The 14751-nt window shown below is 60.1% G+C and carries 16 protein-coding genes; 5 read left to right on the top strand and 11 right to left on the bottom strand.

Going from position 1 to position 14751, the window contains the following annotated elements; translation table 11 throughout:
* The first annotated feature begins 294 nt into the window (after nucleotides 1–294).
* Both ABWQ00_RS01915 and ABWQ00_RS01910 read left to right on the top strand, forming a co-directional pair.
* Nucleotides 295–597 carry a type II toxin-antitoxin system MqsR family toxin gene (locus tag ABWQ00_RS01915; RefSeq protein WP_353236969.1) on the top strand — a complete coding sequence of 101 codons (303 nt, stop codon included), beginning with the start codon at nucleotides 295–297 and terminating at the stop codon, nucleotides 595–597.
* A gap of 2 nt (nucleotides 598–599) precedes the next feature.
* Nucleotides 600–1001 carry a type II toxin-antitoxin system MqsA family antitoxin gene (locus ABWQ00_RS01910; RefSeq protein ID WP_353236968.1) on the top strand — a complete coding sequence of 134 codons (402 nt, stop codon included), beginning with the start codon at nucleotides 600–602 and terminating at the stop codon, nucleotides 999–1001.
* An 89-nt stretch (nucleotides 1002–1090) separates the two neighbouring features.
* Here ABWQ00_RS01910 and ABWQ00_RS01905 read toward each other — a convergent pair whose 3' ends face one another.
* The 7 genes from ABWQ00_RS01905 to yaaA all read right to left on the bottom strand — a co-directional run bounded on the left by ABWQ00_RS01905 (nucleotide 1091) and on the right by yaaA (nucleotide 6291).
* The gene (locus ABWQ00_RS01905; protein WP_353236967.1) at nucleotides 1091–1309 is read right to left on the bottom strand and encodes a type II toxin-antitoxin system RelE family toxin; all 219 of its coding nucleotides are present in this window, start codon (nucleotides 1307–1309) and stop codon (nucleotides 1091–1093) included.
* A complete protein-coding gene (gene relB, locus ABWQ00_RS01900) occupies nucleotides 1293–1520 on the bottom strand; it encodes a type II toxin-antitoxin system RelB family antitoxin (RefSeq protein WP_353236966.1) in 228 nt (75 codons plus the stop codon). The genes ABWQ00_RS01905 and relB overlap by 17 nt, the downstream gene beginning before the upstream one ends.
* Before the next feature lie 60 nt (nucleotides 1521–1580).
* Nucleotides 1581–3590: an AAA domain-containing protein gene (locus ABWQ00_RS01895; protein WP_353236965.1), complete on the bottom strand. Its 2010-nt coding sequence runs from the start codon at nucleotides 3588–3590 to the stop codon at nucleotides 1581–1583.
* Between the two features lie 56 nt (nucleotides 3591–3646).
* Nucleotides 3647–4135 (bottom strand): low molecular weight protein-tyrosine-phosphatase, encoded by a 489-nt coding sequence (locus ABWQ00_RS01890; protein ID WP_353236964.1) that lies wholly within the window; start codon nucleotides 4133–4135, stop codon nucleotides 3647–3649.
* Nucleotides 4136–4199: 64 nt separating this feature from the next.
* The gene (locus ABWQ00_RS01885) at nucleotides 4200–4643 is read right to left on the bottom strand and encodes a PACE efflux transporter (RefSeq protein WP_353236963.1); all 444 of its coding nucleotides are present in this window, start codon (nucleotides 4641–4643) and stop codon (nucleotides 4200–4202) included.
* Nucleotides 4644–4666: 23 nt separating this feature from the next.
* Nucleotides 4667–5512: an NADPH-dependent 7-cyano-7-deazaguanine reductase QueF gene (gene queF, locus ABWQ00_RS01880; RefSeq protein WP_353236962.1), complete on the bottom strand. Its 846-nt coding sequence runs from the start codon at nucleotides 5510–5512 to the stop codon at nucleotides 4667–4669.
* 2 nt (nucleotides 5513–5514) lie between these two features.
* Nucleotides 5515–6291: a peroxide stress protein YaaA gene (gene yaaA / locus ABWQ00_RS01875; RefSeq protein ID WP_353236961.1), complete on the bottom strand. Its 777-nt coding sequence runs from the start codon at nucleotides 6289–6291 to the stop codon at nucleotides 5515–5517.
* Between yaaA and ABWQ00_RS01870 the strand changes: the two genes are divergently transcribed.
* The 3 genes from ABWQ00_RS01870 to ABWQ00_RS01860 all read left to right on the top strand — a co-directional run bounded on the left by ABWQ00_RS01870 (nucleotide 6290) and on the right by ABWQ00_RS01860 (nucleotide 9270).
* Nucleotides 6290–7009 (top strand): pseudouridine synthase, encoded by a 720-nt coding sequence (locus tag ABWQ00_RS01870; protein ID WP_353236960.1) that lies wholly within the window; start codon nucleotides 6290–6292, stop codon nucleotides 7007–7009. The genes yaaA and ABWQ00_RS01870 overlap by 2 nt on opposite strands.
* Nucleotides 7010–7144: 135 nt before the next feature.
* Nucleotides 7145–8266: an NADH:flavin oxidoreductase/NADH oxidase gene (locus ABWQ00_RS01865; RefSeq protein ID WP_353236959.1), complete on the top strand. Its 1122-nt coding sequence runs from the start codon at nucleotides 7145–7147 to the stop codon at nucleotides 8264–8266.
* Nucleotides 8267–8298: 32 nt separating this feature from the next.
* The gene (locus ABWQ00_RS01860) at nucleotides 8299–9270 is read left to right on the top strand and encodes a Bug family tripartite tricarboxylate transporter substrate binding protein (RefSeq protein WP_502908052.1); all 972 of its coding nucleotides are present in this window, start codon (nucleotides 8299–8301) and stop codon (nucleotides 9268–9270) included.
* Between the two features lie 150 nt (nucleotides 9271–9420).
* Here ABWQ00_RS01860 and ABWQ00_RS01855 read toward each other — a convergent pair whose 3' ends face one another.
* From ABWQ00_RS01855 to dcd, 4 genes are all read right to left on the bottom strand, one after another.
* Nucleotides 9421–10290: an alpha/beta hydrolase gene (locus ABWQ00_RS01855; RefSeq protein ID WP_353236958.1), complete on the bottom strand. Its 870-nt coding sequence runs from the start codon at nucleotides 10288–10290 to the stop codon at nucleotides 9421–9423.
* 16 nt (nucleotides 10291–10306) lie between these two features.
* Nucleotides 10307–12475 (bottom strand): TonB-dependent receptor plug domain-containing protein, encoded by a 2169-nt coding sequence (locus ABWQ00_RS01850; protein ID WP_353236957.1) that lies wholly within the window; start codon nucleotides 12473–12475, stop codon nucleotides 10307–10309.
* Nucleotides 12476–12581: 106 nt separating this feature from the next.
* Nucleotides 12582–14033, bottom strand: coding sequence for a DEAD/DEAH box helicase (locus ABWQ00_RS01845; protein WP_353236956.1), 1452 nt, complete (start codon nucleotides 14031–14033; stop codon nucleotides 12582–12584).
* 53 nt (nucleotides 14034–14086) lie between these two features.
* Nucleotides 14087–14656 carry a dCTP deaminase gene (dcd, locus tag ABWQ00_RS01840; protein ID WP_019425458.1) on the bottom strand — a complete coding sequence of 190 codons (570 nt, stop codon included), beginning with the start codon at nucleotides 14654–14656 and terminating at the stop codon, nucleotides 14087–14089.
* Nucleotides 14657–14751 lie beyond the last annotated feature (95 nt).

The raw sequence follows: 14751 nt of genomic DNA, 5'->3' as shown, positions 1-14751 counted from the left end.
ACGACGTGTTGGACGACCTGGGCACGTTGGTTGAGAAGTTAGGCGGCCAAGTGCACGTTCTGGCGGCCGAACGCATGCCCACAACCACGGGGGTTGCAGCAAGTTATCGCCACTGAAGCCGCCAAGCCCCCTCACCATGGCATTCGTGGATGGTTTTTCCAATCAGTTCACGGGCCCGCTCAAACTCGGACGCTTGACCATCGTCAAAAACTTATCGAGGTCAGATTTTGAAGATGCCGCATGGCTTGACCGTTAACCTACCTGCCAAATAAACCTACTTGGTTATAATTTGCCATGGAGAAAAGTACCCCTCACTGCAAGCTGGCCGTTGTCCAGGCGCTGGTCGAGGGTGGTCATGTCAGGGCGACAGCGAGCGCGTTCAATGGGGCTCTTGAGATGGGCATCAGCGACTTGGCCGGAATGTGTGCTGTCGTTATGTCTCTGACTTCTGCCAACTTCTACAAGAGCATGACGACCCATGCGGATCACCGGATTTGGCAGGACGTGTACCACGCCAAGACCTCCAGCGGCGCTGAGGTGTATCTCAAGCTGACTGTCATCGACGACGTTTTGATTGTTTCATTCAAGGAGCTGTGACCATGAAATGCCCATGCTGTGGAGCGGCTGAACTGATCCACGATACCCGCGACATGCCCTATGTCTACAAGGGCGAAAGCACCACCATTCCCGACGTGACCGGTGATTTCTGTCCTGCCTGCGGTGAAGTCGTTTTGAGCCGCGAACACGGCGACCGATACAGCGAGTTGCTTGGGGTGCATCAAAGGCAAGTGAATGCTGCTTATGTTGACCCCAGCTACATTGCCAAAGTCCGCAAGAAGCTCGACCTGGATCAGCGTGAAGCTGCCGATATTTTTGGCGGTGGTGTGAATGCGTTTTCTCGTTACGAGAACGGCAAGACCAAACCGCCGCTGGCTTTGGTCAAGTTGCTCAAGGTGCTGGATCGCCACCCCGATTTGCTGAGCGAGGTCAGAGCTGCGTAAAGCCCTCCATTGATCTGGCAGAGGATTTGCGCAATGGTGGATTGGCGCAGCACCTCACAGATCAGGATGTTGGCATCCTGAACGATCGCTCAATCACTCATGTTGCTTTGAATTTGGGCTTCGCAATCGCCCACCCGGTAGCGCCAGAATCCTCCGTGCGGTCCGACCAATGCCTTGCCCGTGCTGCGGGGGTTTTCCTGTCCGGCAATACGCTCGTCCATAAAGTCAACGATGCGCCGCGCCATCTGTTTGTCGAGCTTGCGCAGCTGGCCTTTGGCCGTTTCGGCGTATTCAATTGTCCAGGCCAAGGTCTCGTCTCACATCGGCAGCGGAATGGACCTGTTCCTTCCCTTGACGGACACGCGCAAGCACATCGGCAGCGAGGTAGTAGTCTTCCATTTCTTGGATGCCCTGCTCGATGATTTCGCGCAGGTAAAAAGCCTTGGTGCGCCCAGTTTGGGATGCGAGATAGTCAAGCCTTTGCTCGGTCTCTGGAGCAAGACGAATTGAAGTTGCCATATCAAATCCTCCAATGAATACATGTATTCAATGTATCACAAGGAGCTTATCTTGGCCACCTCATGCGCTGAGCGGTAGCCCCCCCCCCACGCCCTTCACATACGCCAACAACTCCACAAAAAACGGATGGCGACAAAGCGTGGACGAATCGCCCACCAGCAACAACTTGCGCCGTGCGCGGGTCATGCCCACGTTCATGCGGCGGATGTCGGACAGGAAGCCGATCTCGCCTTGGGGGTTGCTGCGCGTCAAGGTGATGGCAATGATGTCGCGCTCTTGGCCCTGAAACGAATCGACGGTGCCCACGCTGAGCCTGCGTTGCAGCAGCAAGTCGTTCAGCACGGCGCTGTCTTCGATGGCGTCTTTCAAATAGTTGATTTGGGCGCGGTATGGTGCAATGACGCCGATGGTCAGCGGGCGCTGATCTGGGTCGGTGGGTTCGCCTGGTTCCGACAGTTTGGCCAGCAGCTGCGCCAGGCGCTCCAGTAGCAAGTGGACTTCTTCGGGGTTGGCGGTTGAACGGCTTTCGGGAATGGCCAGTTCTTCATAGCCGCAGCCTGCCGTGTCGATGAATTCCACGGGCAGGTCGGGCGAAAAACGTGGGTCATTAAAGCGCGTGTCGTAAGCGGCCAAGTCAGCATGGCGCACGCTGGCGTGCGGCACCAGCTGGCCGCCATAAAACTTCTCGGAGCTGAAGCCCATGATGTGCGCGTGCATGCGGTATTGCACCTTCAGCATGCGGGCCGTGCCCGGTTGGCGCTGGATGCACTTTTCAAACAGGGTTTCGCGCAGGCCTTCGCGGGCGGCTTTTTCGCTTTTGACGGTGGGTGGCAGCTGGTGGTGGTCGCCCGCCAACACCAGGCGCTGGCCCTTGGCAATCGGAATCCAGCAACCCGGCTCAAGGGCCTGGGCGGCTTCGTCGATGAAGACGGTCTCAAAGCCCAGGTGGCGAATGGCGCGGTGGCTGGCACCCACCAGCGTGCTGGTGATGACTTGCACCGATTCGAGCACGTCTTCGGTCATGAAGCGCTCCAAATCGTCGGCGGCTTGGCGCAGCGTGCGGGCTTCTTCCTTTAGCCATAGGCGGCGCTGTCGTTCCTCAAAACCAAAGTTGCGAACGCGTTCACTGGCAGCTTCTCGGTGCTGTTCAGCGGTTTGGCGCATCGCATGCATCTTGGCGTAGCTGGCGTGGGCCATCACCCCAGCATCCAACGTGTGTTTGAGCAGCAGTTCGGATACGCGGCTGGGGTTGCCCAGGCGGATCACATTCACACCGCGCTCGGCCAGCCTTTCGGTCAGCAGGTCCACGGCGGTATTCGAGGGGGCGCACACCAGCACGCGCCGCTCGCGGCGAATGGTTTCCAAAATGGCTTGCACCAGCGTGGTGGTTTTGCCCGTGCCGGGCGGGCCGTGGATGATGGCCACGTCTTGCGCCGTGACCACATGGCGCACAGCGGCCAGCTGCGAGTCGTTGAGCGCACTGGGGTAAAACAGGTCGTCGGCTTGGGACTCGCGAAAGCGGGCTGCCTGAGCACCCAGCAGCACGTCGCGCAGTTCGGCCAGGCGGTTGCCGTGGGCGACCATGACCGCGCTCAGGGCCTGGTTCATCTCGCGGTAGCTGACCTCGTCAAAGGTCAGGTCAATGCCTAGGGTGCTGCCGTCCCGCACCCAGTCGGGCAGCGCTTCTTTGGTGGTGGCCACCAGCAGCTTGTTGCGCCGCACGCGGGTCACCACGCCGCTGACCACGGGCCGGTCAGGCCCAGAGTAGCCGGGCGCACTGCTGAACAGCGCAGCCGCCGCCCCCACTTGGAACAAATGCAGGTCTTGCCGATGCGCCGGGCGCTCCAGCTCCAGCACCACCTTGCCCCCAAAACCAATGTCTTCTTGGGTGATGGTGACGGGGTACCAAGTCAGGCCACGCCGACGGCGCTCTTTGATGCTGGCACTGGCGTTTTTGAGCTTGAACTGCGCCTGGTCTTCCTGTTGCTCCAGCCGCATGAGGGCACGCACATGGCGTAACTCGTGTTCAACAGAAAGATGTGCAGTGGGGGTGGGGTCTTGGTCGGCCAAAAGGGAACGCAAAGGGAAAAAAGGGTGGACGCGACTCTAACCCAATGGGATGGTCTTTAACTCTGCACCTTGTGCGTGACGAATTTCACAAGGCCCTCACTGGCTTCTTCGATCAAATCCAGCACATGCTCAAAGCCCTGGTCTCCACCGTAGTAAGGGTCGGGGATGACCGAGGCCTGTGTGGTGAGCAAAAACTCCGCCAAGCCCCGGATCTTGTGTTGGTGCTGCGCGGGGCATCTTTCTTCCAAAAGGGCGCGGTTGTCCCAATCCATGGTCAAGAGCAAATCAAAGGTTTCAAAGTCTCTGTCCACCACAGGCCTGGCCCTCAGGTGCGCCAGCTCGTAGCCTCTTTTGAGGGCATGCTTTTGGCTGCGTTCATCGGGTGGTGCGTCGGGGTGAAAGTTGTGTGTGCCTGCCGAATCCACTTGGACTTTGTGCAAAAGGTTTTGCTCAGCCAGCCGTTTGAAGAAAACCGCTTCGGCTGTGGGGCTTCGGCAGATGTTGCCCATGCAGACAAACAGGATTTTGTAAGCAGTTTCGTTCATGTCGTACCGGGTGCTGGGTGGGTGGGGTCAAAAACTTGACCAAAGCAATCGCGGGAAACTCGGATCATCCACTCTGTTTGACATCGCCCGCCTGGGCAGAAGCAGGCAAGCCAAAGACCCGGTCGAAGCACCAAGTGAACGCGATGGCATAAAAGAAAAAGAACGCCAGCAGGCCCAAGTTGGCCAGCAAGGCGGCGGTGAGCGAAATGTCCAGCCACAGCGACATGACGGGCAAAAGAATGATGACCAAGCCGCCTTCAAAACCCGCCCCATGGGCCAGCCGCCTGACAAAGGAGCGGCCACGCACCGATTGGCGCGACTCCCAGCGCTCAAAGAGCCAGTTGAAGACGTAGTTCCACGTCAGTGCAATGCTCGACAAAACGACCGCCAGGCCCAATGTGGAGGCGGGCGACTTGTCAAAGGCCAGGCTCAACACAGGCCCGACCACGGCGATGGCAATGGCCTCGTACAACAAGGCTTGCGCAACGCGTCGGGTGGTGGGGGTCATGTTGGGGATCGCATTGAATGCGCTCACTGCCGCGCCGTGCGCACATTGGGCGGCAATGCACCCGGTGCGCTGGTGCGCCAGGGGTTGATGTCCAGCCCACCACGGCGGGTGTAGCGGGCATACACCGTGAGCTTGGTGGGTTTGCAGCGCGTCCAGATGTCCATGAAGATGCGCTCGACGCATTGCTCATGGAACTCGTTGTGGTTGCGAAAGCTCACGATGTATTGCAGCAAACCCGCTTGCTCGATCTGCGGGCCGCTGTAGGTGATTTGCACGCTGCCCCAGTCGGGCTGGCCCGTGACCAGGCAATTGCTTTTGAGCAAGTGGCTGATCAGGGTTTCACTGACCGGCTGCTCGTCTTGCTTGGCCGTGAGCAAGTCGGGCGCGGGCTGGTAGCGGCTGCACTCGATGTCCATGCGGTCGAGGTTCAGGCCGTCGAGCTCGTGCACGGGCTCGGCGTCAAACTGTTCTTGCAAAAGCAGCTTCACGCCCACGCTGGCCTGCATCGCGCCGCCGTGCCATATGGCCGCGCTGATGTCGCGGCGGATCATGTCGCGCACCACGTCGGCACTGTCCAGCCGGGTGTTGTTGAAGCTATTCAGATACAGCTTGAAGGACTTGCTCTCCACAATGTGCGTGCTTTCGGCCGGCACGGTGATGTGCGCCAGTGCGATCTGCGGTTTACCTTTGGTGTTGAGCCACGACAGCTCAAACGCGGTCCACAAGTCAGCCCCAAAAAACACGGGCTGCCCGGTGACGCCGATCTCGGCCCGCTTGGTGGCGCGGGGGATGGGGAACAGCAAGCTGGCGTCGTACTGGTCGACGTAGGCGCTGGACTTGCCGAGTTGGGATTGTTCTGGGGAGTTCATGCTCATGCTCGCACCTTGCGACGGAACACCAAACGGTCGGGTTCAGAAACGGCCGGGTCGTAGCCATAGCCTTCCAGGTCAAAACCCAGCAGGCCTTCGGGGTGGCTGATGCGGTTTTGAATGGCATAGCGGGCCATCAAGCCCCGCGCCCGTTTGGCGTTGAAGCTGATGATTTTGTATTTGCCGCCTTTGAAGTCTTCGAACACGCACTCGATCACGCGGGCCTTGAGGGTTTTGCGGTCGACCGACTTGAAATACTCTTGCGAGGCCAGGTTGACGATGACCGGAGTTTTGTCTTGGGCCAGCTGGGCGTTCAGGTGCTCGGCAATTTGCGGCCCCCAAAACTTGTACAGGTTGCTGCCCTTGTCGGTCTGCAGCGTGGTGCCCATCTCAAGACGGTAGGGCTGCATCCAGTCCAGCGGGCGCAGCACGCCGTACAGGCCACTCAAAATGCCCACATGGTTTTGCGCCCAGTCCAAGTCTTGCGCTGACAGGGTCTTGGCGTCCAGGCCTTCGTACACGTCGCCATTGAAGGCCAGCACGGCCTGCTTGGAATTTTTGGCGGTGAACTTCGGCGCCCAGGCTTCGTAGCGGGCCACGTTCAGGACCGACAGCGCGTCCGACAAGTCCATCAACTCGGCGATTTGCTGAGGCGACTTTTGGCGCAGCACCTCAATGAGGGCCTGCGATTGCGGCACAAACTGCGGCAGCGTGTGCGGCACGCCCGCAGCGGGGGTTTCGTAGTCCAGAGATTTGGCGGGTGACAATAAGAACAACATGCTCGACATCCTTTACCTGGACGATTATCTCGCCATCGTGCACAAGCCTGCGGGCTGGCTGGTGCATCGCACCCCGCTGGACAAGGGCGAAACCCGCTTTGTGCTGCAAACCCTGCGCGACCAGATCGGGCAGCATGTCTGGCCCGTGCACCGGCTCGACAAAGGCACCAGCGGCGTGCTGGTGTTTGCGCTGAGCGCCGAGGTGGCGCGCACGCTGGGCCTAGCTTTTGAGACCGGAGAGGGTCTGCACAAAATCTACCGCGCCGTGGTGCGTGGCTGGCCCGCCGACGAGGGCCTGATCGACCACCCCTTGAAGCGCATGCCCGATGACATGCGGTCTGAACGCGAAGAAATCCAGCCAGCCCAAACCCGTTACAGCACCTTGCGCCGGGGCGCGCTGCCCATTGCGCAAGGCGAATTCACGAGCCTGCGCTGGGCCGAGGTGGCACTGCAACCCATGACCGGCCGCCGCCACCAACTGCGCCGCCACATGAAGCACATCGCCCACCCGATATTGGGTGACGCCACGCACGGCAAAGGTCCCCTCAACCGCGCGGTGGCAGATTTGATCGGGTTGCAACGGCTGTGGCTGCATGCGCAAAGCCTGCAGCTGAACCACCCTGTCTCTGGCCAGCCGCTGGTCATCGATGCGCCATTGCCTGATGAATGGACACTTTGGGACGCATTTCGAAAATGTCCGAGTGCGGGCAGTGATTGATGTCACGCAGAGGATAAGCCTTGCCTCTTGATCTGCCTAAGATCGCACGTCTTGCGTTGGGATTGCTCCGCAAATCTCCCTGCCAAGCTGGCTAAGCCAGCGCCATTCTTGCCACCACCCACCTTCCCCCACACCATGAGTTTGCTGTTCACCCCCTTCACCTTCAATGCGCCCTCTGGCCCCCTCACCCTGCCCAACCGCATCGTGGTCGCCCCCATGTGCCAATACTCGGCCGACAACGGCCAAGCCACCGACTGGCACCTGACGCACTGGACCAACTTGCTCAACAGCGGCGCGGGCCTGTTCACCATCGAGGCCACGGCCGTGTCGGCGGTGGGTCGCATCAGCCCTGGCTGCTTGGGCCTGTGGGACGACGCCACGCAAGCGGCGCTGGGTGACAAACTGCACCGTGCCCGCCACTTGGCGCCAGCCATGCCCGTGTGCATCCAGATCGGCCATGCAGGCCGCAAGGCATCGAGCGCAGCCCCTTGGGACGGCGGCATGCTGATCGCCCCCGAAAACGGTGGCTGGCAGCCCGTGGCCCCCAGCGCCCTGCCCCACCTGCCCAATGAAGCGGCCCCCACAGAGATGAGTCTGGCCGACATCGCACAACTCAAGGCCGACTTTGTCAACACCGCCCGCCGCAGCCACGAACTGGGCATTGAGGCCATCGAGTTGCACGCCGCGCACGGTTATTTGCTGCACGAGTTTTTGTCGCCTTTGTCCAACCAGCGTACCGACGTGTATGGCGGCTCGTTTGAAAACCGCATTCGCTTGCCAATGGAAGTCTTCAAAGCCGTGCGCGAGGCCTTTGGTGGCACGTTGGGCATGCGCATTTCGGGCACCGACTGGGTGGACGGCGGCTGGACGGTCGAAGAAACCGCCGAACTGTCCGTGCAGCTCAAGCAAGCCGGGGCGCAGTTTGTACACATTTCGTCGGGCGGTGTTTCGCCTTTACAAAAAATCGTCTTAGGGCCGGAGTACCAAGTTCACTTGGCCAAAGCCGTGAAAGCCGCTTCTGACCTGACCACCATCGCCGTGGGCCTGATCACAGAGCCTGCCCAGGCCGAAGCGGTGCTGCAGCGCGGCGACGCCGACTTGGTGGCGCTGGCCCGTTCTTTCTTGTACAAGCCGCGCTGGGGCTGGGAAGCGGCGGTGGCGCTGGGCGGCACGGTCGACTCACAACACCAGTACTGGCGCAGCTTGCCCCGCGAAGCCAAAAACATTTTCAACGACTCAAAAATTGGCATGCGTTGATTTTTAAAACCCACCGACAAAGAGAGACAAACATGACAACTCGTCGCCAATTTTCCAAACTGCTGGCCCTGGCCAGCCTGTGCGCCCCCTTGGCTTTGATGGCCCAGGCCTTCCCCAGCAAGCAGATCACCCTGGTGGTGCCTGTGCCACCAGGCGGCTTGGTCGACACATCGGCCCGCTTGATCTCGGAGCCTTTGGGCCGTTTGATCGGCCAATCGGTCGTGATTGACAACAAGGGCGGTGCCAGCGGCAACTTGGCTTACCAACAAGTGGCGCGCAGCCCCAAAGATGGCCACACTTTGTTGGTGTCGTACTCGGGTTACCACATTGCCAACCCCATCCTCATGAGCAAACTGCCATGGGAGTTGAAAGATTTGACACCCGTGGGCCTGATCACTGTGGCCACCAACGTGGTGGCGGTGCACCCTTCGGTGCCTGCCAACAACATGCGTGATTTCATCGCGTTTTTGAAGCAAAACCCGGGCAAGCTGAACTACGCGTCTCAAGGCAATGGTTCGGTCTCTCACATCGGCACCGAAATCTTCAAGCAGCAAACGGCCGTGGATTTGGTGCATGTGCCTTACAAGGGTTCGGGCCAAGCCATTGCCGACGTGTTGGCGGGCCAGGTGCAGGTGTTCATGACGACACCGCCCTCGGTGATGCAACACATCCAGGCGGGCAAGCTCAAGGCGCTGGCGGTCACAGGCAAAAAACGCCACCCCGGCATGCCCCAAGTGCCCACCATGGCAGAGGCGGGTTACCCCAATATTGACCTGGAAGCTTGGGTGGCCCTGTACGCTCCAGCGGGCACGCCCACAGCCACCGTGAACCAATTGGCCGATGCCGTCAAACGCAGCTTGGACTTGCCCGAGAGCAAGCAGCGGGCCGACCAAGCGGGCATTGAGGTGCGCTTTCTCGCCCCCGCCGACATGACCAAACTGCTGGACCGCGAAATCGCAGACTGGACCCAGGCCATCAAGACCGCCAACATCAAGTTGGACTGAAAAAAAGCCCCGAAAGTTCGGGGCTAAAAGTTTGGTAGGTCGGTGGCTTCAGCCCCGACACTGCGGGCTGTGACGTAGGCTGCATGTCAAGGCTAAAGCCACCGACCTACGGGATACCGGTGACCAAGATTCAAACTTCAGCGTGCCGGATCAAGAAGCAGCAATCAGCTGCTTGGCCAGCGCATGCAAACGCGTGCCGGATCGGGTCAAATCGGTGACAATGCTGAAGTGGTTGAGACCTGCCAAGTCTTCGCAAACGGGCACGGTCTTGGGGCCCCAAGCTTGGTGAATCAAACGGTTGTGGCGCAAAAACTCGGGGCTCTCGTCACCCCCAGCCACGGTGTACAAAACGCCTTGACGTGGGCGCTGCCATTTGGCGGGGCTGGCCATGCGCACATGGGTCGGGGTGATGCGCAGGTCGGCCTGCACAAACGGCGTTTTGCGAATGGGATCCAAGTCAAACAGGCCCGAGATAGACAGGGCTTTGCGCACCAGGCCAGCGGGCAAATCGCGGCCAACTTTTTTCCAGTCGCAGCCAAGCAACATGGCCGCCAAATGACCCCCTGCTGAATGGCCCATCACGCTGATGTTCTTGCGGTCACCACCGTGCTCGGCAATGTGCCGCCAGACCCAAGCGGTGGCCTTGGCCATCTGCAAACCGATGTCGGGGATGGTGACGGGATGCTCGAGCGTACCGGGGCACAAGGCGTAATTGACCACCACCACACAGGCCCCGATGTCGCGCAAGGCTGGGGCCACAAAAGAGTGGTCTGATTTGTCGAGGCTGCGCCAGTAGCCGCCGTGGATGAAGATGACCACGGGCGCGTTGGCGTCTTGGGCAGGGAAGATGTCCAGCGTCTCGCCGGGGCCGTCGCCATAGGGCAAGTCAAGTGTTGACTTCAGTTGGGCGCGGGCGCTTGCCGATGCGTTTTGCCAATGGGCAAAGTGGTCAGCAAAGTCGGGCACCAAGGCCCGGTTGTTGTACATGCGATCGTGCCATTCGGCATTTTTGACGGCCATGCGGGTCTCCTTGAGATCAGATTTTCATTTCCAGACGCAACTGCACATTGCGCCAGTTGCGGTCGGTGGTGCGCGAGGACTCTTTGTAGGTGCCGTTGTCAAAGGTGCTGGCCGTGATGTAGTCGCGCGGCTGCAAATTGCTGACCGTCAGACGGATGGCGCTGGCGGGCGAAATGCGCCACAACCCATAAACATCGGCCACCCGTTTGACGCCTTGGTAAAAGAACTGCTGCTCGGTGCGGCGCGTGTCGTAGTCGGGGTTCCAATTGAGGTTGCCGCCCAAGGTCAGAGGAATGCGGCGAATGCGGTAATCGGCGCCCAAATTGGCCGTCATGTCAGGCTGTTGGTCCAGCCGGTTGTTGGGGCCGGGCACTTGCCTGACTTTGGAGCTGAAGAAGCTGACGTTGCTGCGGATGTCGATGGGCAAAGCATCGGTAATGGCTTGGTTGAGCCGGAACTTCGCTTCCAATTCCAGGCCTTGGGTCGATGCATCGCCAATGTTGATGGGGGAAGACACCCAACGGGCTTGATTCGGTGCCCAAAACAACCCCGTTTGCTCGCTCACGGTGTAACGAATCAGGTCGCTGATTTCACGGCGAAAGACGTTGGCACTGAGCACGCCGCCACCGGTCAGGTAGCGCTCAAAAGCCACATCGATGCCCGTGGCCATCTCAGGCCTGAGGTCTGGGTTGCCAATGCGGTCAGGACGGGTGGGTCGGCTGACCTCTTCACCCGAACTCACGGGACGGGCCATGAGGTTGTGCAAAGTGGGAGTGCGGTAGCTGCGGGTTAAGCTCATGCGCACCTGGTCGCGCTTGGCGGGGTCGGGTTTCCACAAGGCATGCAGCAAAGGGGTCCAAACAGAACTGGTGTTGGATTTCAGGCCCGAGGTGTCGGTCGCCTCGGTCGTGATGGCCTCGTAGCGCAGGCCGGTGTGGGCAGACCAATGGCGGTTGATTTTGAACTCGTCTTGCGCATAGGCGGCCCAGCGCATGGTGCGGGCCGTCAAATCGCCCGCGTTGTCATCGAGCAAGCCCCGGGCCTCTTCCACCCGGCGCACGCCTTCCAGTTCCAAGCCACTGACCACTTGGTGGCCGTTGTCCATGGCACGGGTCCACTTGCTGCTCAGGCTGCCGGAGCGATCGACAAAGTTTTGGAATTGCGTGGTGTTTCGTAACAAAGGGGGCGAGGCGCTGGGCGTGGTCAGGGTTTGGTCCAGACGCAGGTCGTACTCTGAGTGGCCCACACCGAAGCGCACTTCCAAGCGGTCATCGGCCGACAGGCGCTGGGCCCATTGACCGTTGAGACGCGCCATGGCAAAACGGCTTTGGTTCAGGGTTCGGGCCGCTTCAGAAGCCACAGCACCGGTGTCCAGTCGATCGGCTTGGATCAGGCCATTGCCCGTGAAATCCGAATACACCACAAAAGGGGTCAAGGTCAGGGTCTTGCCTTGTTCGCCCCGCCATTGCAGGCGCGCGTTGGCGTGCATGGCTTGGCGATGCCCCAGCGACTCGTTGTTGCGCGTGCTGTTGCCCAACACATTGGAGGAGATCACCGAGCTGCTCGAATCAGGTCTGTATTGGTCGGTCACCGACATGGTGAGCGTGCCCGTCAGGGGCTGGATGTTGAGGTTGTGCACCCAATTGAGCAAGGTGGAATCGTGGCCGTACTCGCGCGAGCGGGTGATTTTCAAATCATCGGGGTTGGCCTTTTGGCCTTCGCGCAACACGATGTTGATGGTGCCCGCAATGGCGCGAGCGCCTGTTTCTGCCGTGGGTGCCCGCAAAATTTCGATGCGCTCGACCTGTTCAGGCAACAAGCTGTCGATGGAAAAGCCTGGCGGCAAGCGCTCACCGTCAAGCAAGATTTGTGTGAAACCACCGCCCAGGCCGCGCATGCGGATCGCACCACCACGGCCGGGAGCGCCCTGCACCGTCACGCCGGGCAGGCGTTTGAGCACTTCGCCCAAATTGGCATCGCCTTGTTTTTGGATTTCTTCTCGGCCAATGACAATTTTGGCCACCGAGGACTCTCGACGCGTTTCGGTGTCGTTGTTGCGGTTGCCCCGCACCTCCACCTGGCCCAGATCGGTGGCCGTGGCGGCCCCTGCGGGAAGGTTGGCGTTTTGCGCCAAGGCAAGCCCAGGAAGAACGGCAAAGCCTGCCATGGCCCATTGGAGGGCCATCACAAGCGGTTTCAGACAGTGGTTTGTAGAGCGGTGCATGCTGCGATTTTGACAGGGGCCTGCGACTGTGGCGTGTCGCCCCCGTATAACCCAGCCCGCTCAGTGATCAATCGCCCGACTTGAACAAAGCGGCCACTTTGCGTTTGGGCTTGATGTTGGCTGAAATCGACGACCTGGCTGACCTGGGCGTGCTGGGCTCCCAACTCGGGGGCGTGTCTGCAGCCGCTGGCTCGTAAGGCTTTTGGAAAAACGGATCACGGTTGATCGGCGCTGGGCGGAATCCGCCGCGTCGCTCATTCGGTGCGTCCAAAGCATCTCGGGGGTCGTGCTCCCGGCGACGGCCTTCAGAGGCGCGTGAGCGAGGGCGGTCTTCTGGCCGTTCGCCCCACTTTTCTGGCGGTGGACCTGCGGGACGGGTGTCCAGCTGCAGGGTTTCGACCTCCAGCTTTTTCTTGATCAGCTTTTCAATGTCACCCACCAAACGCGTGTCCGACGGGCTGACCAAGGTGACGGCCAAACCCGAAGCCCCGGCGCGGCCTGTGCGGCCAATGCGGTGCACATAGTCTTCGGCGTTGAAAGGCACGTCAAAGTTGAACACCGCTGGCACGTCCTTGATGTCCAGACCGCGCGCGGCCACATCGGTACACACCAGCAAATCGACTTCGCCTTTCTTGAAGGCCTCTAAGGCTTTCAGGCGCTCGTCCTGGCTTTTGTCGCCATGCAAAGCGGCAGTGCGCAAGCCTTCGCGCTCCAAAGAACGGGCCAAGCGGCCGCAGCCGAGCTTGCTGTTCACAAAAATAAAGGCTTGCTTGATGCCCCGGTCGTCGAGCACTTTGCGGATCACGCGGCGCTTGTCGTCGTCTTGTGCGGCGTAAAAACGCTGCTCTACCGTCGAAGCGGTTTCGTTGGGACGGGCCACCTCGATGGTGATCGGGTTTTGCAGGTAGCTGCCGGCCAGACGCTTGATCTCGGGCGAGAACGTGGCCGAGAAGAGCAGCGTGGTGCGCTGCTTGGGCAAAAAGCTCAGGATGCGCTGCAAGTCGGGCAAGAAGCCGATGTCCAGCATGCGGTCGGCTTCGTCCAGCACCACATATTCGACCTGGTTGAGCACCGCATTTTTGGCCTCGATGTGGTCCAGCAAACGGCCTGGAGTGGCCACCAGCACCTCGACGCCTTGTTTCAGCTCCAGGGTCTGGGGCTTCATGTCCATGCCACCAAACACCACTGCGCTGCGCAGCTGGGTGTACTTGGCGTACATCTTGATTTGTTGAGCGACCTGGTCGGCCAGCTCACGTGTGGGCAAGAGCACCAAGGCGCGCACCGGGTGACGGGCGGGTGAGGTGGAGGGGTTTTCGTGCTTGAGCAGGCGCTGCAGCAAAGGCAGCGAAAACGCTGCGGTTTTGCCAGTGCCCGTTTGGGCTGCGCCCATGACATCCTGGCCTGTCAATACCACCGGAATGGCTTGGGCCTGGATAGGGGTCATGGATTCGTAGCCCATTTCGGCCACGGCTCGTGCCAGCGTCGGGGCCAGCGATAAATTGGAAAAAGAGTCGGTCATTAACCCGGTATTGTCGCATTTTGGGCTGAAGGGCCCAAAACAGGGTTTGACCCTCAGGTTTTGGGCAGCGTGACGCCGACTTGGCCCTGGTACTTGCCGCCCCGGTCCTTGTAGCTGGTCTCGCACACCTCGTCGCTCTCCAAGAAGAGCACCTGCGCGCAGCCTTCACCCGCGTAAATTTTGGCGGGCAGTGGCGTGGTGTTGCTGAACTCCAGCGTCACATAGCCTTCCCACTCGGGCTCAAACGGTGTGACGTTGACGATGATGCCGCAACGGGCGTAAGTGCTTTTGCCCAGGCAAATGGTCAGCACATTGCGGGGAATGCGGAAATATTCGACCGTGCGGGCCAGCGCAAAACTGTTGGGCGGGATGATGCAAACGTCGCCTTCGATGTCCACAAAACTGCGTTCATCAAAGTTCTTGGGGTCCACCACGGTGCTGTAGATGTTGGTGAACACTTTGAATTCAGGTGCGCAGCGGATGTCATAGCCGTAGCTGCTGGTGCCATAACTGACGATTTTCTGGCCAGCCGCGTTTTGGCGAATTTGGCCGGGCTCAAACGGCTCAATCATGCCGTGCTGTTCGGCCATGCGGCGGATCCATTTGTCGCTTTTGATGCTCATGTTTCAACCTTGGTGATTTGCCCGCATTTTAGAGCCCGATGCGCCAACCTGGTCATCGCACACAGACAGACCCTTCGACGCCCTGGCCTTGTGGC

This window comes from Limnohabitans sp. (genome assembly GCF_040400975.1).
Lineage (GTDB): Bacteria > Pseudomonadota > Gammaproteobacteria > Burkholderiales > Burkholderiaceae_C > Limnohabitans_A.
This window is presented reverse-complemented; position numbering and strand designations above follow the sequence as displayed.